The following is a 20,450-nucleotide window of genomic DNA, read 5'->3' as shown; positions in this document are numbered from 1 at the left end:
AGGTCGCGGAACGGGTCGCGGAACAAGCGGGACAGCTCGCCGGACAAGCGGGACAACCGGACGGGTGACTGGTAGGCGATGACAGATATTGAAATCTGTCATCGCACATGCCAAACTCTTCTTGGGCACCCCACCCCGAATTCCAAGGAGCACCCCCGTGCAGAACCGCCAGCTCGGCACCACCGGCCCCCAGGTCTCCGCCATCGGCCTCGGCTGTATGGGCATGTCCGCCATGTACGGCGCCGGCGTCGACCGCGCCGAGTCCATCGCCACCATCCACGCCGCCCTCGACGCCGGGATCACCCTGCTCGACACCGGCGACTTCTACGGCATGGGCCACAACGAACTGCTCATCAGCGAGGCCCTGCGCACCGCCCCCGCCGCCCCTCGCGAACGCGCCCTGACCAGCGTGAAGTTCGGTGCCCTGCGCGGCCCGGACGGCGCCTGGACCGGCCATGACGGCCGCCCCGCCGCCATCAAGAACTTCCTCGCGTACTCGCTCCAGCGGCTGGGCACCGACCACATCGACATCTACCGCATCGCCCGCCTCGACCCGGCCGTCCCGGTCGAGGAGACGGTCGGGGCCATCGCCGAGGCCGTACAGGCGGGCTACGTACGGCACATCGGCCTCTCGGAGGTGGGCGCCGAGACCATCCGGCGGGCCGCCGCCGTCGCCCCGATCTCGGATCTCCAGATCGAGTACTCGCTGCTCGCGCGCGGTATCGAGGACGAGATCCTGCCCGTCTGCCGTGAGCTGGGCATCGGCATCACCCCGTACGGAGTGCTCTCGCGCGGGCTGATCAGCGGCCACTGGAACCGGGAGCGCACCACGGACGCCCAGGACTTCCGCAACAGGGCCCCGCGGTTCCAGGGCGAGAACCTCGACCGCAACCTCGAACTCGTGGAGGCCCTCCGCAAGATCGCCGACGCCAAGGGCGTCAGCGTCGCCCAGATCGCCATCGCGTGGGTGCTCGCGCAGGGCGTCCGGCGCTCCACCGCCATCGTCCCGCTCGTCGGTTCCCGCCGCCGCGACCAGTTGGCCGAGGCCCTGGGCGCGCTTGACGTTACGCTCGACGCCGACGACCTGGCCGCCATCGAGGAGGCCGTTCCGGCGGACGCCGCCGCGGGCGACCGCTACCCGGAGGCCCAGATGGCCGCCCTCGACAGCGAGAAGAAGTAAGGGACCCGATGCCGCCGCCCGAGACCCCCCTGACGCCCGCCCGCATCCTCGAAGCCACCGAGGACGTGCTGCGCCGCTACGGCCCCGCGAAGGCCACGGTGGTGGACGTGGCCCGGGCGCTGGGGGTCAGCCACGGCAGCGTCTACCGCCACTTCCGCTCCAAGACGGCGCTGCGCGAGGCGGTCACCGCGCGGTGGCTGGACCAGGAGCACGACAGCCTGTCCCGCATCGCCCGCGCCGAGGGCCCGGCCGCCGACCGGCTGGAGGACTGGCTGCTCACCCTGTTCGCCGCCAAGCGCCGTAAGGCGGGCGTCGATCCGGAGCTCTTCGCCACGTATCTGGCGCTGGCCACCGAGAACAGCGAGATCGCCGCACGCCATGTCGAGACGATGATCGGCCAGCTCACCACGATCGTGGAAAGCGGCATCGCGAGCGGGGAGTTCACGATGCGGGACGCCCGTGCCACGGGCCGGGCGCTGTGGGACGCGACGGCGCAGTTCCACGACCCCGTCTTCGCGCCGCGGTGGTCGGACCCGGACATGGACCCGGCCTTCGCGGCCGTCTGCGAGCTGCTGCTGGACGGTTTGCGGGCCCGCTAGGGGGTGCCCGCCGGTACGCGTACGCCTGCGGCGGGCTGTTCCCCTCCCCGCCCCTTCCCGAACCATGGGGCTTCGCCCCAGGACCCCGGACGCCCTTCGGGCGTGTCCTCAAGCTCCCCCAGCTACCGCTGGGAGGTGCCCCCTGACGGGCTGAAATCAGCCCCTCCGGCGATTGAGGAGCGGGGTCTGGGGCGGAGCCCCCACGCGGCGGAGCCGCAAATCGACGCTGCGTGGGAAGGGGCGGGTAGGGGAACAGCCCGCCGCAGGCGGCTCGCGCCCATGCCACGGAGCCGCACATCGGCACAGCCCCGCGCCCCTTCGGGGCGCCCCTCAGCCCACGCCCAGGAAGCGCAGCACGGCCAGCACCCTGCGGTGGTCCGCCTCGGCGACCGGCAGGTCCAGCTTCCCGAAGATGGAGTTGATGTGCTTGGCCACCGCGCTCTCGCTGATCACCAGCGCCCCCGCGATTCCCGCGTTCGACCGCCCGCCCGCCATCAGCTCGAGTACGTCCCGCTCGCGCGAGGTCAGCCGGTCCAGCGGATCGCTGTGCCGCCGTACCAGCAACTGGGCCACGACCTGCGGGTCCAGGGCGGTGCCGCCGCCCCGGCGGGCCCGGCGACCGCGCGGAGGGCGCGGTTCGCGCCGCGGCTCCGGCGCATACGGCCGGAGCCGGTGCTGCTGGTCTCGGGGGCGGCGCTGGTCCCCTGGCTGTACGTGCTGGCCCGGACGCTGCCGTCCACGGCGCGGGTCGGCCACTGGAACGTCGCGTGGGTGGGCCTGGACGCCCTCGAAGCGCTCGGGCTGCTCGCCACCGCCGCGCTGCGCCGGCGCGGCGACGACCGCCACCGGCTGACCGCGGCGGCGACGGGGGCGCTGCTGGTGGTGGACGCGTGGTTCGACACGGTGACGGCAGCGCCGGGCGGGGAGCTGGCGGCGGCGCTCGCGATGGCCCTCGGCGCGGAGCTGCCGCTGGCGGCGGTGTGCACGGCGCTGGCCCTCGGCCGGGAACGGCGGACCGTCCGCGACGACCACCGGCGCACCCCTGGGAGGCGGCCTGGGACGCGGCTCACCCCTGGGAGGCGGCCCACCAGACGATGACCGCGGCCACCGCGAAACAGGCCAGCATGATGAGGACGACCTGTCGGCGCGCCGCCGCGTCGGCGGTCATCCGCGGCGAGCCGAGGGCCCCGTGCGCCTGGGCGAGGTGGTCGAGCCCCTTGTGCCGGGCGCCGCCGTAGGTGATCCGCTCCTGCCAGTCGCAGTGTTGGCAGCCGAGCATCCGCCGCTGCCCCGGACCGTAGCCGTAGCTCACCTCGAAGACCGTGCCGTCCTCGTGGATGGCGGTGATGCGATGCGTCACGCCTCGCACGACTGGTGAACCCCCGTTCTGCCGAGTCGACGGGCTCCGGCGCCACGGATCTCGCGTCCGTGGCGCCGGAGCCCGTCGTCGGGTATGTGTCCGGTACCCGTGGTCCGGGCGCGGTGGCCCGGGCCGTGGTCCGGGCGCGATGGCCCGGACCGGGTCAGCAGCCGATCAGCCGGCCGCCGAGGTAGGACTGGATCTGGTCGAGGGAGACCCGCTCCTGCTTCATCGTGTCGCGCTCGCGCACGGTGACGGCGTTGTCGTCGAGGGTGTCGAAGTCCACGGTGACGCAGAAGGGCGTGCCGATCTCGTCCTGGCGGCGGTAACGGCGGCCGATCGCGCCCGCGTCGTCGAACTCGATGTTCCAGTGCTTGCGCAGGTCCGCGGCGAGCCCCTTGGCCTTCGGCGAGAGCTGCGGGTTGCGGGACAGCGGCAGCACCGCGACCTTGACCGGCGCCAGCCGCGGGTCGAGCCGCATCACGGTGCGCTTCTCCATCTTGCCCTTGGCGTTGGGCGCCTCGTCCTCGACGTACGCGTCGAGCATGAAGGCCAGCATCGCGCGGCCCACGCCCGCCGCCGGCTCGATGACGTAGGGGGTCCAGCGCTCGCCGGCCTCCTGGTCGAAGTACGACAGGTCCTGGCCGGACGCCGCGGAGTGCGCCTTCAGGTCGTAGTCGGTGCGGTTGGCCACACCCTCCAGCTCGCCCCACTCCGAGCCGCCGAAGCTGAAGCGGTACTCGATGTCAGCGGTGCGCTTGGAGTAGTGGGAGAGCTTCTCCTTGGGGTGCTCGTACCACCGGATGTTCGCCTCCTGGATACCGAGGTCCCGGTACCAGTTCCAGCGCTGCTCCATCCAGTACTCGTGCCACTTCTCGTCCTCGCCCGGCTTGACGAAGAACTCCATCTCCATCTGCTCGAATTCACGCGTACGGAAGATGAAGTTGCCCGGCGTGATCTCGTTGCGGAACGACTTGCCGAGCTGCGCGATACCGAACGGCGGCTTCCTGCGCGAGGTCTGCTGGACCGCGAGGAAGTTGGTGAAGATGCCCTGGGCGGTCTCGGGGCGCAGATACGCGACCGAGCCGGAGTCCTGGGTCGGGCCGAGGTGGGTGGCGAGCAGCCCGGAGAACTGCTTGGGCTCGGTGAAGCTGCCCTTGTTGCCGCAGTGCGGGCAGTTGACGTCGGCCAGGCCGTTCTCGGGGAGCCGGCCGTGCTTGGCCTCGTACGCCTCCTCCAGGTGGTCCGCGCGGAACCGCTTGTGACAGGAGGTGCACTCGGTGAGCGGGTCCGTGAAGGTGGCGACGTGGCCGGACGCCTCCCACACCTCACGGGCCAGGATCACGGACGAGTCGAGTCCGACGACGTCGTCACGCGAGGTGACCGTGGAACGCCACCATTGCCGCTTGATGTTCTCCTTCAGCTCCACGCCGAGCGGTCCGTAGTCCCAGGCGGCGCGCTGACCGCCGTAGATCTCGCTGCACGGGTAGACGAAGCCACGGCGCTTGCTGAGGCTGACGATGGTGTCGATCTTGTCGGCGGCCACGGTGCTCTCTTCATTGATGACGACATTGACGACGAAGCGAATGCTTCAGGTTACCGGCGGCGGCACCCCCCGGATCAAATCGATAGCCGAAGCGATCAACAAGAGGACACTTGTTGACAATCGTTTCCATCTTTGTTGAAAATGAGAGTCATGAACATACGCCGCCTCAGGCCCATGACCGCCCTCGTCGGAGCCGCCGCACTGGGTCTGACCACCCTCACAGCCTGCTCCACCAACGCCGGAGACGGAAGGACGGACGGCAAGCTGGACGTGGTGGCGTCGTTCTATCCCATGCAGTTCCTCGCCCAGCGGATCGGCGGGAGCGCCGTCCATGTCTCCTCCCTGACCAAGCCGGGCGTCGAACCGCACGATCTGGAGATCAGCCCCCGGCAGACCGCCGACCTCACCGAGGCCGGGCTGGTGGTCTACCTCAAGGGGCTCCAGCCCTCCGTCGACCGGGCCATCGCCCAGGCCGAGCCGAGGCAGGTGGCGGACGCCGCCTCGTACACCTCGCTGGAGGACCACGGCACGGAGGTCGAGGGCGAGCACGAGCACGGCGGCGAGGGCGAGGCGGGGCACGAGGGCGAGGAAGCGCACGGGGAGCACGAAGGGCACGACCACTCCGGCGACGCGGCCGCCGATCCCCACATCTGGCTGGATCCGGTGCGCTACGCCCAGGTGGCCAAGGGCGTCGGCAAGGCGCTGGAGAAGGCCGACCCCGATCACGCCGCGACATACAAGAAGAACACCACCGCCCTGGTCAAGGAGCTGAGCACGCTCGATCAGGACTTCCGGAGCGGTTTGAAGGGCCGTTCTTCGGACACCTTCATCACGACCCATGCCGCCTTCGGTTACCTCGCCGAGCGCTACGGCCTGCGGCAGGAGGCGATCTCCGGGCTCGACCCCGAGTCCGAGCCCAGCCCGGCCCGGGTCAAGGGACTGCACACCATCGCCAAGAAGGACAAGGTCAACACCGTCTTCTTCGAAACCCTGGTGAGCGACCGCACGGCCAGGACGCTGGCGGGCGATCTCCATCTGCGCACCGATGTGCTGGACCCGATCGAGGGCATCGGCTCCAGGTCCAAGGGCGACGACTACATCCAGGTCATGCGAGCCAATCTGAAGGCGCTGGAGAAGGCGCTGGGCGCCAAGTGACGGAGGAAGCCATGGAAGCCGAGGAGACCCGGGAATCCGGGGTGGCCGGGGAACCCGGGCTGGCCCGGGAGGGATACGCGGTGGCCGCGGAATCCGGGGCGGCCGCGGAATCCGGGGTGGCCGGGGAGGGATCCAGGGTGGCCGGGGAATCCGGGGTCGCCGGGGACCCGGCCGCGGACCCCATATCCCTGCGCCGCGCGACGGCCACCCTCGGTGGCCGCCCCGTGCTGCGCGGTATCGATCTGACCGTCCGCCGCGGTGAGGTCGTGGCGCTGCTCGGCGCCAACGGCTCGGGCAAGTCCACCGCCGTACGGTCCGTCGTCGGCCAGGTGCCGCTCAGCGGCGGTGAGCTGGCTCTCTTCGGCATCCCCCGCCGCCGCTTCCGCGACTGGGCCCGGATCGGTTACGTACCGCAGCGCACCACCGCCGCCAGCGGCGTCCCCGCGACCGTGCGCGAGGTCGTCTCGGCGGGGCGGCTGGCCCGCCGCCGGTTCGGGCCGCCGCGCAAGGCCGACCGGGCGGCCGTCCAGCGGGCCCTGGAGCTCGTCGGCATGGCCGACCGTGCCCGGGACCCGGTGAGCGCCCTGTCCGGCGGTCAGCACCAGCGCGTACTGATCGCCCGCGCCCTCGCGGGCGAACCGGAACTTCTGATCATGGACGAGCCGATGGCCGGGGTCGACCTCGCCAGCCAGGAGATCCTCGCGGGCACCCTCCGCGAGCAGGTCGCCGGCGGCGCCACGGTCCTCCTCGTCCTGCACGAGCTCGGCCCGCTGGAGCCGCTGATCGACCGCGCGGTGGTGCTCCGCGACGGCTGCGTCGTCCACGACGGGCCGCCGCCCAGGGCCGTGGGCCAGCACGCGCTGCCCGGCCACGATCACGTCCATCCCCATGCGGCGCCCGACGCCGAACCGATCCGGACAGGGTTGCTGACCTGAGATGCTCGAGATCCTCGACTACGCCTTCATGCAGCGGGCCCTGCTCGCCGCCGTCCTGGTGGGCATCACCGCGCCCGCCGTCGGCATCTACCTCGTCCAGCGCCGCCAGGCGATCATGGGCGACGGTATCGGCCATGTCGCCCTCACCGGCGTCGCCCTCGGCTTCCTGACCGGCACCAACCCGGTGTGGACCGCCGTCGTCGTCTCCGCCCTCGGCGCGATCCTCATGGAGCTGATCCGCTGGTACGGCAAGACCCGCGGCGATCTCGCGCTCGCGATGCTCTTCTACGGCGGGATGGCGGGCGGTGTGCTGCTGATCAACCTCTCGCCGACCGGCTCCAACGCCAACCTCACCACCTATCTCTTCGGCTCGATCACCACGGTCTCGCCCGAGGACGTCGTCGCGATCTCCCTGCTCGCCGCCTTCGTCGTACTGATCACCCTGGGGCTGCGCCGCCAGCTGTTCGCGGTCTGCCAGGACGAGGAGTTCGCCCGGGTGACCGGCCTCCCGGTGCGCACGCTCAATCTGCTGCTGGCCGTCACCGCGGCCGTCACGGTCACCGTCGCCATGCGCGTCGTGGGCCTGCTCCTGGTCAGCGCCCTGATGGTGGTCCCGGTCGCCGCCGCCCAGCAGGCCACCCGGGGCTTCGCGATGACGCTCGCGCTGGCGATCACCATCGGCGTCGTGGTGACCCTGTCCGGCACGGTCTTCTCGTTCTACAAGAACGTCCCGCCCGGCGCGAGCATCGTCGTCCTCGCCATCGGCGTCTTCGCCGTGATCACGGCCCTGGCCGCGCCCCTGGCGAAAAGACGCGCGGGGCGGGTGGCCGCGGCTGAGGAACGCTGCACCCTGAGGGACGATGTACTCGTATAGTCCACTGCTCCTGGTCCACCGCTCGGCCAACGCCCGGCTCCGTCGCCCATCCCATCACTCTCGTCCGCTACCCGAGCGATAACTGGCACAATGGCCGGGCAGAAAGCGCGGTGGGCGCGGAACGGGCCCCGAGAGCGACGGAGCATGCGAGGTTGAGGAGGCAGCTGTGGCGACCGCCGGTCCCCCAGTACGCGGCCGGTCCACCAGGCAGCGCGCCGCGGTGGCGGCGGCACTGGACGAGGTGGACGAGTTCCGCAGTGCGCAGGAGCTCCACGACATGCTCAAGCACCGGGGCGACTCGGTCGGCCTGACCACCGTCTACCGCACCCTCCAGTCCCTCGCCGACGCCGGCGAGGTCGACGTGCTCCGCACCACGGAGGGCGAGGCGGTCTACCGCCGGTGCAACAGCGAGGAGCACCACCACCACCTGGTCTGCCGCGCCTGCGGCAAGGCGGTCGAGGTGGAGGGCCCCGCCGTCGAGAAGTGGGCCGACGCGATCGCCGCCGAGCACGGCTTCGTGGACGTGGCCCATACGATCGAGATCTTCGGCACCTGCGGCGACTGCGCCGCGGCCAAGGCCTCCCAGGGCTGACCCCACTCCACAGGGTCACCCCCGCGGTCCGCTTTCCCCCCGGGCCGTCACAGCCTTGTACTGAAACCACGCCCGTACGCGCGGCACCCTGCCCTTCGGCGGGGCGCCGGGTACGGTGCCAAGTACATGAACATTACGGCTACTTGGGGGGAAGCCTGATGTCCTTGTTTCCCGATCTACCGGGGCTGCCGGGCCTCTTCGTCGATCCACCGTCCCCGAAGAAGACCGCGGGCGCCTTCCACACCGCCAGCGCGACCGGGCAGAACAAGATCAAGCTGGACGACCCCGAGGCCGCCGGAAAGGCCCATTCGGGCTGGGCGGTCGCGAAGCCCAACCAGGAGTGCGTCACGGCATGGCGCAACCGCCTGCACGAGCTCGGCAAGTCGGCGAGGGAAGCGGCCGCCGCCATCACGGACGCCATGGACGACTACATGGACACCGACCTCTCCATCGAGGCGGAACTCCGCAAGGACGCCCGCTGGCTGGAGGGCGCCTGATGGTCTCCGTACCCGACCTCCGCTCCGCGAGCCCGCAAGCCTGGCGCGACGCCGCCACCGACGCCCTCAGCGCCGCCAAGCACTGCGAGGAGATCGGCACCTTCGCCCGTGACGACGTCGCCCGCACCATCGAGAAGCAGTGGGTGTCCGACGCGGGGCTCGCCGCCCGCCGCACCTTCGTCAAGCACGCCGAGGACTACGAGGCGGCGCATCTGGCGCTGCGCGAGCTGTGCCGCGTCTACGACGACCTGGCCGACGAGATCGAGGCCGCCCAGCGCGACCTGAACAGCGTGCTCGGCTACGCCAAGGACCATGAGCTGACCGTCGACGACAGCGGTCGCGTCTCCCACTCCAAGCCGGTGGCCTCCGGTAAAGGTGACGACAGCCAGTCGGAGCCGGTCCGGCACGCCCAGGGCATCATCGAGGGCGCCCTCTCCCGCGCGACCAAGGCCGACACCACGGCGTCGGCCGCGCTGCGGACCATCAGGGGCCTCACGGAGATCTCCGACCCGAAGCTGGTCAAGGAGGCGCTGAAGAAGAACAGCCCACTGGCCATCGCACTGCGCCTGACGGGCGCGCCCGACGGCCCGCATCCGATCAACGTCTCCCCCGCGCAGCTCGCCGCCGTGGAACGGGCCGCGAAGGAGACCGGGATGAGCAAGACGCTGCTGCTGTCGATCCTCTGGCAGGAGCAGCAGTGGTACCAGAACTACGACAAGGACGGCCGTGGTCTCCTGCCGAGCATCGGCAGGATGTTCAACTGGACGCTCCAGCAGACCATCAAGCCGGACAAGTCGCTCGGCATCACGCATATGAAGCTGGGGACGGCCCGTAAGGTCATGGCTGACAACCGTGATGTGTTCACCGCGGCGGACGGCACCTATCTGGGAGACCTCAGCGATGCCCAGCTCACCAAATACATCGAGGAGAACCCCAACGAGGACATCCGCCTGAGCGCGTATTACCTCAAGGAGTTGCAGAAGAATCCGTACGGCTCGGATACCGACAAGCAGTTGTTCGTGCTGTACGCCGCCGACACTCCCGACGTCCGCGAGAAGAACGAGCAGTACGGGGACGACTCGGACCACCGAGGGGGCGACATCAAGACCCGCGGCGAGAACTGGGACAAGCTCCAGCCGCGCCTCGAGGACGCCAAGGCGTGGGAGGCCCTGAGCGACGAGGAGCGCCAGAAGGCCCTGGAACAGTTGGAGGGCGCCACCCCCAAGGGGCACTCGTTCACCGTCGACCCGATCTACGGCGGTGAGACGCCCGGCACCGGGACCGGCGAGCCGGAGCCCGGTACTCCGTCGCCCGAGCCCGGACAGTCCCCCACCCCACCGTCCTCGGGTGGCAAGAACGACGATGGAGGCGGCGGGGGCGGCGACAAGAAGCCGACCGAGCCCAGCCCCGGCCTCACACCGCGTCCCTCGGCGACGGGCTAGGACCCCTGAAGAAGTGAGTTCATGAAGCGAGTGATCAGCGTGTTCGCGGCGGGGGCGGCCATGGCCGTCCTCGCCGCGTGCGGCAACACCACGCAGGGCGGCACCGGCTCGTCGCCCAGCCCGAGCGTCACGATGCCGGGCAATGTGCCCACGAAGCCCGAGTACACCGACGCCGACGCGGTCGTGGAAGCCCTCGAAGCGGGTGGTGTCCCGTGCGAGGTCACTCGCCGCTCGCAGGGCAGTGGACGCGGGGGTTCGAGCCTTGGATGCGCGTCCGTCATCGACGGCACGAAGTTCGAGAACGACATCCACGTGCTCAATCCGGAAGTCTTCGACCGCGACGATGTCGGCGACTCCATCGCCTCCCGGAGAAAGCCCCCCAGCGGCCAGACCCTGGTCGCCGCGGGTCACTGGTTCGTATGGGTCACCGAGCCCCGCTTCGCGAACCGCGTCGCGGCCGCTCTCGGCGGTGTCGTACTTCCGCCCAAGAAGGCCAAGATCCCCGACTATCCGCTCCCGGACATCCGCCGCACCCCCCGCTACCGGACCGTCGGCGCCCTCGCCGACGACCTCGCGGCGGCGGTGGGCTGCGGCGACCGTAAGCGGCGCTCGGACACCGTCCTGACCTGCACCACCGGCAAGGACACCGGCTCGCCCAACTGCGCCACCCTCGCCCTGCACGCCTCGGACGCCGACCGGAACGCGGTGCTGCGCGAGGCCATCGCCTACAAGGGCGTGCCCGCGACCCTGGTCACGGCCGGCAACTGGACCGTCAACCTCTGCGACTACGACCTCGGGTCACGCGTCGCCGACGCCCTGCGCGGCACGGTCGTGTCCTACGACGGAGGCTGACCGCCGATGCCCCCGGAAAACCCCGACCGCATGTCCGTCAGTGTGCTGCGCCGAGCGGCGTCCGTGCTCGGGCGGGGGCGGGTGGCGTTTGTGCGGGGCTGGGCGCATCCGCGGCTGAAGTGGCCCAAGCGGGTGGCGGCGGGGGCCGCTGTGCTGCTGGTGGTGCCCGTTCTGACCGCCGGGGTTTCGCTGCGGCTGCAGTACGCGGGGGATCCCGCGCCCGGCACGCGGACCCGTGAGCGGGACGCGGTGTGGCTGGGGCATGCCTGGGTGGACGGGCGCAATGGGGAGGCGCAGCTGGCCGAGCTGGTCCAGCGGATGCGCGGCACCGGCGTCCGGGACCTGTATGTCCACGCGGGTCCGCTGGAGCATGACGGCGGTCTGCCCGCGGCGCGCTATCCGAAGGCCCGGTGGCTGGTGCACGCGGTGCGGCGGGAGTTGCCCGGGGTGCGCGTCCAGGCGTGGCTCGGCGACGTGCTGTCCACCGAGGGCAAGACGGGGTTGGACCTCGGCGAACGGGCGACGCGCGAACGCGTCGTGCGCTCGGCGCGCCAGGTGCTGGACGCGGGGTTCGCGGGCGTCCACTTCGATCTGGAGCCCCTGCACTCCGGCGACCGGGACTACCTGTCACTGCTGGACGATGTGCACGCGGTCACCCGCGCCCACCGCGCACCGCTGTCGGTGGCCGCCCACCAGATCGACCCGCTCCCCTCCCTCCACTCCGTCGCGGGCTTCGTCGCCGGTCACCCCAAGTGGTGGTCGCAGTCGTACTTCGGCGCGGTCGCCCGCCGGGTCGACCAGATCGCGGTGATGTCGTACGACACGGCGATGCCCATGGAGAGCCTGTACGGGGGGTATGTGGCCCAGCAGACGCGACTGGCCCTGGAGGCGACCCCGCGCGGCACCGACCTGCTGATGGGCCTCCCGGCCTTCCACACCGACGACATGGGCCACCGTGAATCGGCCGAGACGGTGACGGCCGCCGTCCGGGGCGCCCGCCTCGGCCTGAGCCGCGAGGACGCGCGCCGCGAGCGGTTCGGCGTCGCGCTGTATGTGGACTTCGCGGCGACGCCGGGGGACTGGGCGGCGTACCGGAGGGGCTGGGGCGCGCCGAAATCGGATTGATCTCGGTGGGGGTTGTGAGTACGGTGCCCGACGTGATGAGCCCTGAATCAGACAGAACGGAGCCGCCGGTCGTTCGGCGGCGAGCAGTTGTCTGACCACTGACCTGACCTGATTTCCGGGTCGATCTCGCTTCCGGCGACCGGACACGACTCCGTGTGTCTGGTCCCTTTCTCGGGCTCTTGGCGTAGTCCGACACCCAGCACGCGGCCGCTCTTGCCCGCATACGCTCATCGCTGATCGCTGGAGTCGACCTCTTGCCTGTCTTCCTTTATGTCCTCGCGCTCGCCGTCTTCGCGCAAGGGACGTCCGAGTTCATGCTGTCCGGTCTCGTACCGGGAATCGCCCGTGACCTGTCCGTATCGGTGGGAGCCGCGGCGAGTCTGACGTCCGCGTACGCGATCGGGATGATCGTCGGCGCCCCGGTGATGGCCGCGTTGAGCGCGCGCTGGCCACGGCGGCGCGCGCTGGCGGGCTTTCTGGCGGCGTTCGTCGTCGTGCATGTGATCGGCGCGGTCACGACGGACTTCGCCGTGCTCTTCGGAACGCGTGTCGTCGCCGCGGTCGTCAACGCCGGTTTTCTGGCGGTCGCGATGTCCGTGGCGTCGGCGCTGGTCCCCGCGGATCGGCGCGGCAGGGCCACCGCCGTTCTGCTGTCCGGGGTCACGCTGTCGTGCGTCGCGGGTGTCCCCGCGGGGGCGCTGCTCGGGGACTGGTCCGGCTGGCGTTCCGCGTTCTGGGCCGTGGCCGCCCTGTGCCTGCCCGCGCTGGCGCTGGTCTTCCGTCGGGCGCCCGCCGACGCGGCGGGTCGGGCGGAGGTCTCGGTCAGGCGGGAGGCGGGTGCGTTGCGGTCGCGCCCGGTGCGGTTGGCGATGGTCCTCGCGGCCGTGGTGAACGGGGCGACCTTCGCGACCTTCGCCTACCTTGCCGTCATCGCCACGGACGTCGCCCACCTTCCGGCCGCCGCGGTCCCGGCCCTTCTCGCCACGTTCGGGGCGGGCGCGTTCGTGGGGGTGACCACGGCCGGGCGCACGGCCGACGGCGGCCTCGGGAGGGGCCTGCTCCTGGCGCTGTGGGTCCTTCCCGTGGGCTGGGCGGTGCTGGCCGCGACCAGTGCGCATACGGCCCCGCTCTTCGTCGTGACGATCGTCCAGGGCGCCCTGTCGTTCGGCATCGGCTCAACGCTCGTCGCCCGCGTCATGCATGTCGCGCCCCAGGCTCCTTCACTGGGCGGCTCGTTCGCCACGGTCGCGCTGAACGCGGGCGCCTTCCTGGGCCCGTTGATCGCGGGCGCCGCGACCGGGACGACGGGCGACTACCGGGACGCGGCGTGGGTCAGCGCCGCCCTGGCCGCGACGGCGGTCGCCACTGTCGCGGCTTCCAGGGCGGGGGTCGCCCGCGCCGGGGTCGGGGAAGCCGGGTAAGGGACGTCGGCGTTTCGGGGCGGCCGGCCGGCACGGTCAGCGATCGTCGCCAACGGGTGCCAGCTGTCGGCTGAGCCTGAGCACGCCGTCGACCGTCCGGCGGTCGGTGCTTGCGCGGGAGGCGGGGACAGGGGTGGCCTCGGGGCCGATGAGCAGGCCGGTCCGGCCGTCGAGGGAGGCGTCGGTCGCGGCGGCGATGGACGACCGGGCGGCCAGGGCCGCGGGTCCGGCGGTGGAGCGTTCGATGGCCCGCCGGACCAGCGGCCAGAGCAGGCGCAGTGCCGGGGAGACGATCTTCGGCGAGCGCATGGTGCCGTTGGTCATGTCGGTCGCGGCGCCGCCGGGGTCGGCCGCGAAGACCGTGACACCGCTGCCGCGCAGGCGTTCCGCCAGGTCAAGGGTGTAGGCGAGGTTGGCGAGCTTGGCCCGGCCGTACCAGTGGAAGCCGTAGTAGCCACCGGGCGGTTCGACGGCGTCGAAGGTGCGCTTGGCGAGGCGTATCGCACCGGTGCTGACGTTCACGATCCGGCTCGGCCCGCCTGCTTTGAGCTGATCGAGGAGCGATTCGGTCAGCAGGTACGGCGAGAGGTGGTTGACGGCGAACGTCGCCTCGATCCCGTCGACGGTCCGCTGCCGGTCCGCGAACATCGCACCCACGTTGTTGACCAGGACCTTCAACGGACCCTCGGCCGCGAGTCGGGCGGCGAGCGCCCGGACGTCTTCGAGGGACGCGAGGTCGGCCGCCATGAACTGCGGCTCGCCACCGGTCGCGACCGCGGCGATCCGCTCGACCGCACCGGCGCCACGCTCCGCGTCCCGGCCCACCACGGTCACGCCGAACCCACGCGCCGCCAGCCCCATCGCGGTCTCCAGCCCGATCCCCCCGGTCCCCGCCGTCACTACCGCCCGCTGCTCCATGGGGCCGCCCTCCGCCGCCTCGCCACCCATAATCGGATAGCTATCCGCTTCGATGAGGGCACGCTAGCACAACCGGATACATATCCGGTTTAGGGATGGGATGGAGTTCGCTGGGCTGAAGAACTGCCGCCGTCAGCGCGGCGGCCGCAGCCCCTCGAGGAGGACGTCGAGATAGACCTCGGCGCGCTTCGGGTCGTCGTCGGCGCCGGAACGTATGGCGTGCTCGATACCGCAGAGCAGACGGCGCACGTCGTCGGCCTCGACATCACGCCGGATGGCGCCACTCCGGCGGGCCCGGTCGAGCAGATGCGCCACGGCCCCGTCGAGCTCGGCCTTCAGCGTCGCGGTCTGCACGTCGGCATCGCTGGCGGATTCGAGAACGGCCGCGAACCCGCTGTCCTCCGACGCCTCCAGGAGGGCGAACCGCAGCAGGCGGTGCAACCCCGCGAGAGGGTCCTCGTCCGCGGCCGCGGCCTGGGCCGCGTCGACCAACTCCTGAAAGCGCTCGGCCGACAGCGCCTCCCACAGCGCGTGACGACTGGGGAAATGCCGATACACGGTCCCCACGCCCACCCCGGCGAGCCGGGCGATGGCATTCAGCTGAAGCGAGTCATCACCGGCGGCCAATCGCTCACGGGCGACCCGCAACACCCGAGCACGATTCCGCGCCGCATCCGCCCGCAGCGCCGGCCCCTGCTCGCCTTTCGGTGTCACGCGCCCAGCATAAGCCGCCACCGGCTACCGGCCCTCCGACCTCCATCAGCCCAGGCTCAAACTCCAGACGTCCCCACGTGCCAAGGCGAGGTGTCAGTAATAATCCGACTCCTGGCGGTCCCGTCCCGTCAGAGCGATTTGCTCCCTCGAAAAGACGCGAACAATGTCGAACCCGTCAAGCATCACCCCAAAGCTCGGAGCGGTGTCAGGGTTCGGCGGTTCGGAGATGCCGACGATTGCACCGAGAGCCCCCTCCAGTTCCGGCCGGTCGGGACAAGCGACGACCCGAACCTCTGCGTAGAAGCGAAGAGGATCTTCCATGATTCATTCCTTGAGTGAGCGTGCCCGGAAGCACTCCATGGCCTACTTGTGAGTGATTTCCCCATCCAGCGAGACGTTCAAGTGGCTTCCGTCCCGGCTCAGCCAGCCGAGCTTAGCCCTTCCTGTCTTGCTCAGCTGGACATCCCATTCAAAGGGCTGTCCGGCAGTGCGGGACGGCCCCTTGATCCATTCATTTCCGAATCGGTCAATGTAGCCCTTCCGGGTACCGCGCAACAATCCGGCGTTGACTGAGGTGTTCTCTGGAGGCACGAATCGGATGCGCCCCGAGATGGGGAGCTGCGCATCCTTGAGCAGTCCCTTCACACCGGTGCGCGGGACAGGCACCGGGTCTCCGCACTTCAAACCCAGAGGATCGAGCGACGTCAACGGCGAGTCAACGTACCGGTGATGGTTAGGCGCGGGATCCAGGCCAAGCGGATCGGCAGCGGTGTAGCGCGCCGTTTCCGGGTCGTAGTGGCGGAAGTAGTTGTAGTACAGGCCCGTTTCGGGGTCGGCGTATTGGCCGGGGAAGCGGAGGGGGCAGTCGACCGTTGATCCGCTTGCCCCGGAGGGGAAGTCCGTGCCCCAGAGGGTGGTGCGGTGTTGCCAGGCCAGGTCACCAGCCGCGGTGACCAACTCCGTTGGGGTGCCGACCAGGTCCGTGACGATGGCGTGGAAACGCGGTGTGGTGTCGTCGTCGGCACCGGTGAATTTCTCAATGAGGGATTCGCCGGGCTCGCGCACCAGTGACGTGTGGTCGGTTTGGGTCAGGGGGCGGTGGGTGCCCGGGGCGTAGTCCCAGGTGGTGTGGTTGCCCTCTGGTGTGGATTGTTCGGCCAGGCGGGTGTCTTCCCATGCGAAGGTCACCGATTCCGCGACCGTGCCGTCCTCGGCCAGGCGTTGCTTGGATATGCGGCGGCCGAGGGGGTCGTAGGTGTAGTGCCAGTGGTCGCCGTCCGGAGTTGTCGCGTCCGTCAGGCGGTCTTCCGCGTTCCAGGTGTAGGTCCAGGTGCGGGTCCGGCCGTTGAGGAGTTTGCGGGTGCGGCGGGTCAGGCGGCCCTGGGCGTCGTGTTCGTACGTCGTGCGGCCCGCTCGGTGGATCACCGTGCCGGTGAACTCCCGGTCGCCAAGCGACGCGTGGTCCGGGGCCGTGGCCTGCGTCAGGTTGCCCGCCGTGTCGTAGGCGTACGTCTCGGTCCAGCCGTGCGCGTGGACCGCCGTCACGCGGCCGGACGGGTCGAGGTCGAAGCGGCGCGTGCCCGAGGTCAGTTCGCGGATCTCGGTGAGGTAGCCGTCCGGGCGGTAGGCGTAGGAGCGGTGTTGGAGGATCCGGTTCGCCTCGTTGCCACGGCCCTCGGCGATTGTCTGGGCCGTCAGGCGGTCTGACCCGTCCCAGGTCTGCGTCAGGCTCACCGCCTCGCCGACGCGGCGTTCCGTCTCCCGGCCCGCCGCGTCATACGTGAAGGTCAAGACGCCTGACGTGCCTGCGGTCAGTTGGGTGGGGCGGCCCGACTCGTCGTAGGTCCAGACGCTCCTCAGCCCCGAGGGCATCGTGCGTTCGGTGCGGCGGCCCACGGCGTCATACGCGTACCTCGTCGTCCGGCCGTTGACCGTTTCCGACCGGACTCGGCCCAGCGCGTCCCGTTCGAGGGTCAGCTCAACGTCCGGATTCGCCGCTCGCGTCAGGGCGCCCTGCGCGTCGTAGGCGTACGTCGTCCGTGCGCCCGCCTCGTCGCGTTGTTCCGTCGTGCGGCCCAGCGCGTCCCGGGTGAAGCGCAGCGTCTCGCCCGCGCCATTGGTGCGGGTCAGCAGTTCGCCCGCCGGGTCGTGGGTGTAGCCGATGGTGCGGCCGTTGAAGTCGGTCTCGGAGGTGAGCCGGCCCGCCGGGTCGTAGGTGTAGGTCCAGGTCAGACCCTGGGGGTTGGTGACCTCGGTCAGGCGCAGTTCGGTGTCGTAGGCGAAGGCGTACCGCGCGCCGTCCGGCTCGGTGCGGCTGGCAGGGACGTCGAAGTGGGTGGAGGTCTGGTGGGTGGTGTTGCCCGCCGGGTCCGTGTGGGTGAGGAGGTTGCCCTCGCCGTCCCAGGTCCAGCTCTCCCGGGCGCCGTCCGGCTCCTGGCGCCACGCCGGTCTGCCCTCGGTCGTCCAGCCCATACGGGTCGTATGGCCCAGCGGATCCGTCGCCTCCACCACCCGGCCGAAGGTGTCCCGGCGGACGCTCGTGGTGTGGCCCAGCGGGTCCGTCACGGCGATGGGGAGCCCGGCCGGGTCCGGGGTCAGGCGCGTGGTGTTGCCCAGCGCGTCCGTCACCTCGGCCAGGTGGCCGCGCTCGGTGTAGCCGTAGGCCGTGGTGGCCCCCACGGGGTCAGTCGTCGTGAGGAGGTTCCCCGTGTCGTCATACGCGTGGCGCCACGTCCCGCCGCCCGGCTCGGTGACCTCCACCGGCAGACACAGGTCGTTGTACGTGGCCCGTGCCTCGCTGCCGTCCGGCAGGGTGACGCCGGTCAGGTTGCCGTCCTCGTCGTACCCGTAGCGCGTCGTGCGCCCCAGGGGATCCGTCACCGCGACCTTACGGTCGCCGCGCGCGTCCCACTCCGTCAGCGTGGTGTGGCCCAGCGGATCGGTCTCCTCGGCCAGCTGACCGTCGGCGCTGTAGCGATACCTCGTCGCGTGGCCGAGCGAGTCCGTGTAGACCGTCGTCCGCGCCTCGTCGTCGTACTCCAGGCCGCCGTTGAAGACGCCGTCGCTGCCCTCGGTGCGCACCACCCTCCCGTCCGGCCCGTATGCGTACCGGAACGACGTGCCGTTGCGGTCGGTCCAGGACGTGACCCGCCCCTGGCCGTCGTAGGTGAACCGCAGGGGCGTGCCGCTGGAGTTGATGACCTCGGTGAGGTTGCCCGCCTCGTCGTAGCCGTAGCGCATCACCACCGTGCCGCTCGCACGGTTCGACTCGGGCTCGTAGACCGACGGCGGCTCATCGAGCAGCCGGAGCGCGGTGACCCGCGGGCCCTCGGTGTCGATGGCCAGGTAGTAGCCCCCGGAGTGGCGGATCGCCAGCGGGGTACCACTCAGGGCGCGTTCGATGTCGATGCGCGCGCCATTGCGGTCCTGGAGGCTCTCCAGGACCAGGTAGACCGCGCCCGGCTCCTCCGTCGCGGCGGGACGGACGAACGTCCGCACCACACCCGCCTCCGGATCAGTCACCGTCATGACGCCGTCCGGCTTGCCGTCCCACTCCAGCGGCCACCGCGCACCCTTCGCGGGCAGCGTCGGCACCCCCGGCTCCGGCACCGGATACACCAGCCGCATCCCGTCCGCGGCGGCGAACACCACACCCTCCGCGTCCAGTTGGACCCGCTCGTCCAGCAGGCTGGCCCAGGTCGGGCCGAACCACACCCCGCCCCGGTACGAGGACACATGAGTGCGCTCGAAGACCAGCGGCAGCGAACCGGGCAGGGTCAGATCGGTGTGCTCCATCAGCATCGCGCCGGTCGCGATGTCGATCGGCTCACCCGTGCACGGGCACTTCTTGGCCGGGCGGGCGGCCGGACCCTCCTCCACGAGATTCGGCCGCATCGAGGGCACCTTCGGCGGCTTGAGCAGGTCCGGAACACCGGTGAGCTTCGGCATCACACCGGGCTTGAGCACCCCCAGCCCGGCACCGAAAATACCCCCGTCGATCATGCCGTCCCTGGCCGCCTGATTGACCTCGTCCAGGCTGAAACCCTTCTGCTGCCCCAGGGCGATCTTCACCGGCTGCGCCACCGCCGCGTCGATCGTCACCGACAGCACACTGGTGAAGACCGCGCCAGTCAGCATCTCCGCCGCGATGACGGCGACCGCCTCCTCCACGGCGACACCCAGACCGGCGGCCATGGCGATGATCTCCGCCGCCACCCCATCCGAGGCACCCCCAGTGACGATGGTCAGCAGCCCGCCACCAACGAGTGCGACGGCATCGATACTGATCTGCGTCCACAGCTTCTCGATCGCGTCATCGACCGTGTCGGCGAACTTGTCCAGCGCCTTGGCCATGTTCCGGGCCGACTTGGCGAGATTGCTCAGCCAGCCCTCGTCCTCACCCTTGGCGTAACGCCCCCAGAAGGTCTCGAAGGCGTCGATCGCCTCGCCCTTGTTGTGGTGGATGAGCGTCGTGGCCGCCTTGTTGCTGGCGACCCGCACATCGTCCACGCTGTCGGCGAACGTCCGCCAGGCGTCCGCGGCGTGGCGCAGCGTGCCGGAATTGGCATCCGGCCACCACATGCCCAGCTTCATCAGCAGGGCCTTGGCCTTGTCCTCGATATCGCTGCCGAAACTCACCGATGGCCGCCCGCGCCCGGACCCTGATCATGACCCGAGCCGTGCTTGGCCTTGGTGAACATGCCCTCGATGAGCTTGTCATTGTCGACATGCCCGTCGGCCATGTCGTTCATCGCCTCATAGATGCTGGTCAGACCGAGAACGAGAATCCCGGCCGCCGACTCGATGTGCTTCTGGTTCGGCTTGTACTGCTTGCCGAAGTCCTTCCCCGGCTTGTCGTCCCCCCACGGCTCCCCATAGCCGTCCAGCGTCGAGATCAGCGTGGTCAGCGCCTCACTCAGCTTCACCGCCTGGTGGTGGAACGTCGGCGCGACCGACTTGATGTCCGCCACCTTGATGTCCAGGACCTTGCCGCCGCCGTGCCCGCCACCGCGCCCGCCGCCGCTGCCCATACGACGCCTCCCCCACTGAACCGAACGTCTGCCGCACAAAGCTCCCAGGCTAGGACGGCAACCATCACGGGCCGTTCAATGTGGCCTCTACAGCGAGTAAAGAGTGCTCAGCCCAGCGCGCGCCCCGCCCTCCTCCCGAAGGCCGTTGACGAAACGGAACCTGGATCCGTATATTAATCGGAACGACGTTCCGCTTCTGGTGGAGCCACA

General features: G+C 70.4%; 19 protein-coding genes and 1 pseudogene. 12 read left to right on the top strand and 8 right to left on the bottom strand.

The features are described from left to right. Nucleotides 1-157: 157 nt before the first annotated feature. Together LIV37_RS33170 and LIV37_RS33165 are read left to right on the top strand one after the other, a co-directional pair. Nucleotides 158-1,180, top strand: a complete 1,023-nt coding sequence (locus LIV37_RS33170; RefSeq protein WP_020871458.1) for an aldo/keto reductase — start codon at nucleotides 158-160, stop codon at nucleotides 1,178-1,180. Between the two features lie 8 nt (nucleotides 1,181-1,188). Beyond that, the gene (locus LIV37_RS33165; protein WP_020871457.1) at nucleotides 1,189-1,779 is read left to right on the top strand and encodes a TetR/AcrR family transcriptional regulator; all 591 of its coding nucleotides are present in this window, start codon (nucleotides 1,189-1,191) and stop codon (nucleotides 1,777-1,779) included. Between the two features lie 330 nt (nucleotides 1,780-2,109). On the opposite strand, the pseudogene LIV37_RS33160 reads toward LIV37_RS33165, so the two are convergent. Continuing rightward, nucleotides 2,110-2,382, bottom strand: a pseudogene (locus LIV37_RS33160) (response regulator transcription factor); the annotation flags it as partial. On the opposite strand from LIV37_RS33160, the gene LIV37_RS33155 reads away from it, so the two are divergent. Further along, the gene (locus LIV37_RS33155) at nucleotides 2,326-2,877 is read left to right on the top strand and encodes a hypothetical protein (protein ID WP_185058102.1); all 552 of its coding nucleotides are present in this window, start codon (nucleotides 2,326-2,328) and stop codon (nucleotides 2,875-2,877) included. The pseudogene LIV37_RS33160 and the gene LIV37_RS33155 overlap by 57 nt on opposite strands. Here LIV37_RS33155 and LIV37_RS33150 read toward each other — a convergent pair. Both LIV37_RS33150 and LIV37_RS33145 read right to left on the bottom strand, forming a co-directional pair. Further along, nucleotides 2,846-3,139: a hypothetical protein gene (locus LIV37_RS33150; RefSeq protein ID WP_243146122.1), complete on the bottom strand. Its 294-nt coding sequence runs from the start codon at nucleotides 3,137-3,139 to the stop codon at nucleotides 2,846-2,848. The two genes, LIV37_RS33155 and LIV37_RS33150, sit on opposite strands and share 32 nt — an antisense overlap. Nucleotides 3,140-3,302: 163 nt before the next feature. Then, on the bottom strand, nucleotides 3,303-4,685 hold the full coding sequence (locus LIV37_RS33145) for a glycine--tRNA ligase (protein ID WP_020871453.1): 1,383 nt from the start codon (nucleotides 4,683-4,685) through the stop codon (nucleotides 3,303-3,305). A 150-nt stretch (nucleotides 4,686-4,835) separates the two neighbouring features. On the opposite strand from LIV37_RS33145, the gene LIV37_RS33140 reads away from it, so the two are divergent. The 9 genes from LIV37_RS33140 to LIV37_RS33100 all read left to right on the top strand — a co-directional run bounded on the left by LIV37_RS33140 (nucleotide 4,836) and on the right by LIV37_RS33100 (nucleotide 13,578). Next, entirely contained in the window at nucleotides 4,836-5,840 is a 1,005-nt protein-coding gene (locus LIV37_RS33140) for a metal ABC transporter substrate-binding protein (RefSeq protein ID WP_121824219.1), read from the top strand. Between the two features lie 11 nt (nucleotides 5,841-5,851). Continuing rightward, a complete protein-coding gene (locus tag LIV37_RS33135; protein ID WP_020871451.1) occupies nucleotides 5,852-6,775 on the top strand; it encodes a metal ABC transporter ATP-binding protein in 924 nt (307 codons plus the stop codon). 1 nt (nucleotide 6,776) lies between these two features. Then, nucleotides 6,777-7,649: a metal ABC transporter permease gene (locus LIV37_RS33130; RefSeq protein ID WP_020871450.1), complete on the top strand. Its 873-nt coding sequence runs from the start codon at nucleotides 6,777-6,779 to the stop codon at nucleotides 7,647-7,649. A 166-nt stretch (nucleotides 7,650-7,815) separates the two neighbouring features. After that, nucleotides 7,816-8,241, top strand: coding sequence for a Fur family transcriptional regulator (locus LIV37_RS33125; RefSeq protein ID WP_020871449.1), 426 nt, complete (start codon nucleotides 7,816-7,818; stop codon nucleotides 8,239-8,241). 158 nt (nucleotides 8,242-8,399) lie between these two features. Further along, complete coding sequence (locus LIV37_RS33120; protein WP_020871448.1) at nucleotides 8,400-8,738, top strand: hypothetical protein; 339 nt, start codon at nucleotides 8,400-8,402, stop codon at nucleotides 8,736-8,738. Continuing rightward, on the top strand, nucleotides 8,738-10,180 hold the full coding sequence (locus tag LIV37_RS33115) for a hypothetical protein (protein ID WP_020871447.1): 1,443 nt from the start codon (nucleotides 8,738-8,740) through the stop codon (nucleotides 10,178-10,180). Before LIV37_RS33120 ends, LIV37_RS33115 begins: the two co-directional genes overlap by 1 nt. Before the next feature lie 21 nt (nucleotides 10,181-10,201). Then, nucleotides 10,202-11,032, top strand: a complete 831-nt coding sequence (locus tag LIV37_RS33110) for a hypothetical protein (RefSeq protein WP_185058011.1) — start codon at nucleotides 10,202-10,204, stop codon at nucleotides 11,030-11,032. Between the two features lie 30 nt (nucleotides 11,033-11,062). Beyond that, nucleotides 11,063-12,157, top strand: coding sequence for a glycoside hydrolase family 18 protein (locus LIV37_RS33105; protein WP_121825127.1), 1,095 nt, complete (start codon nucleotides 11,063-11,065; stop codon nucleotides 12,155-12,157). Between the two features lie 254 nt (nucleotides 12,158-12,411). Continuing rightward, a complete protein-coding gene (locus tag LIV37_RS33100) occupies nucleotides 12,412-13,578 on the top strand; it encodes a Cmx/CmrA family chloramphenicol efflux MFS transporter (RefSeq protein WP_020871444.1) in 1,167 nt (388 codons plus the stop codon). Nucleotides 13,579-13,614: 36 nt separating this feature from the next. Here LIV37_RS33100 and LIV37_RS33095 read toward each other — a convergent pair whose 3' ends face one another. From LIV37_RS33095 to LIV37_RS33075, 5 genes are all read right to left on the bottom strand, one after another. Then, a complete protein-coding gene (locus LIV37_RS33095; protein ID WP_020871443.1) occupies nucleotides 13,615-14,526 on the bottom strand; it encodes an SDR family NAD(P)-dependent oxidoreductase in 912 nt (303 codons plus the stop codon). Nucleotides 14,527-14,628: 102 nt separating this feature from the next. Further along, entirely contained in the window at nucleotides 14,629-15,210 is a 582-nt protein-coding gene (locus tag LIV37_RS33090) for a TetR/AcrR family transcriptional regulator (protein ID WP_243146123.1), read from the bottom strand. A 93-nt stretch (nucleotides 15,211-15,303) separates the two neighbouring features. Beyond that, a complete protein-coding gene (locus tag LIV37_RS33085) occupies nucleotides 15,304-15,531 on the bottom strand; it encodes a hypothetical protein (protein WP_020871441.1) in 228 nt (75 codons plus the stop codon). A gap of 42 nt (nucleotides 15,532-15,573) precedes the next feature. Then, nucleotides 15,574-19,848: a polymorphic toxin type 17 domain-containing protein gene (locus tag LIV37_RS33080; protein WP_020871440.1), complete on the bottom strand. Its 4,275-nt coding sequence runs from the start codon at nucleotides 19,846-19,848 to the stop codon at nucleotides 15,574-15,576. After that, nucleotides 19,845-20,240 (bottom strand): hypothetical protein, encoded by a 396-nt coding sequence (locus LIV37_RS33075; protein WP_020871439.1) that lies wholly within the window; start codon nucleotides 20,238-20,240, stop codon nucleotides 19,845-19,847. The genes LIV37_RS33080 and LIV37_RS33075 overlap by 4 nt, the downstream gene beginning before the upstream one ends. Between the last annotated feature and the right edge of the window lie 210 nt (nucleotides 20,241-20,450).

This window comes from Streptomyces rapamycinicus NRRL 5491 (genome assembly GCF_024298965.1).
GTDB classification, from domain to species: Bacteria; Actinomycetota; Actinomycetes; order Streptomycetales; family Streptomycetaceae; genus Streptomyces; species Streptomyces rapamycinicus.
This window is presented reverse-complemented; position numbering and strand designations above follow the sequence as displayed.

What these genes read in the sequence shown, in the direction of transcription:
- LIV37_RS33165 (WP_020871457.1), top strand. Translation starts at nt 1,189, where the DNA reads ATGCCGCCGCCCGAGACCCCCCTGACGCCCGCCCGCATCCTCGAAGCC.
- LIV37_RS33140 (WP_121824219.1), top strand. Translation starts at nt 4,836, where the DNA reads ATGAACATACGCCGCCTCAGGCCCATGACCGCCCTCGTCGGAGCCGCC.
- LIV37_RS33135 (WP_020871451.1), top strand. Translation starts at nt 5,852, where the DNA reads ATGGAAGCCGAGGAGACCCGGGAATCCGGGGTGGCCGGGGAACCCGGG.
- LIV37_RS33130 (WP_020871450.1), top strand. Translation starts at nt 6,777, where the DNA reads ATGCTCGAGATCCTCGACTACGCCTTCATGCAGCGGGCCCTGCTCGCC.
- LIV37_RS33120 (WP_020871448.1), top strand. Translation starts at nt 8,400, where the DNA reads ATGTCCTTGTTTCCCGATCTACCGGGGCTGCCGGGCCTCTTCGTCGAT.
- LIV37_RS33115 (WP_020871447.1), top strand. Translation starts at nt 8,738, where the DNA reads ATGGTCTCCGTACCCGACCTCCGCTCCGCGAGCCCGCAAGCCTGGCGC.
- LIV37_RS33110 (WP_185058011.1), top strand. Translation starts at nt 10,202, where the DNA reads ATGAAGCGAGTGATCAGCGTGTTCGCGGCGGGGGCGGCCATGGCCGTC.
- LIV37_RS33105 (WP_121825127.1), top strand. Translation starts at nt 11,063, where the DNA reads ATGTCCGTCAGTGTGCTGCGCCGAGCGGCGTCCGTGCTCGGGCGGGGG.
- LIV37_RS33095 (WP_020871443.1), bottom strand. Translation starts at nt 14,526, where the DNA reads ATGGGTGGCGAGGCGGCGGAGGGCGGCCCCATGGAGCAGCGGGCGGTA.
- LIV37_RS33085 (WP_020871441.1), bottom strand. Translation starts at nt 15,531, where the DNA reads ATGGAAGATCCTCTTCGCTTCTACGCAGAGGTTCGGGTCGTCGCTTGT.
- LIV37_RS33075 (WP_020871439.1), bottom strand. Translation starts at nt 20,240, where the DNA reads ATGGGCAGCGGCGGCGGGCGCGGTGGCGGGCACGGCGGCGGCAAGGTC.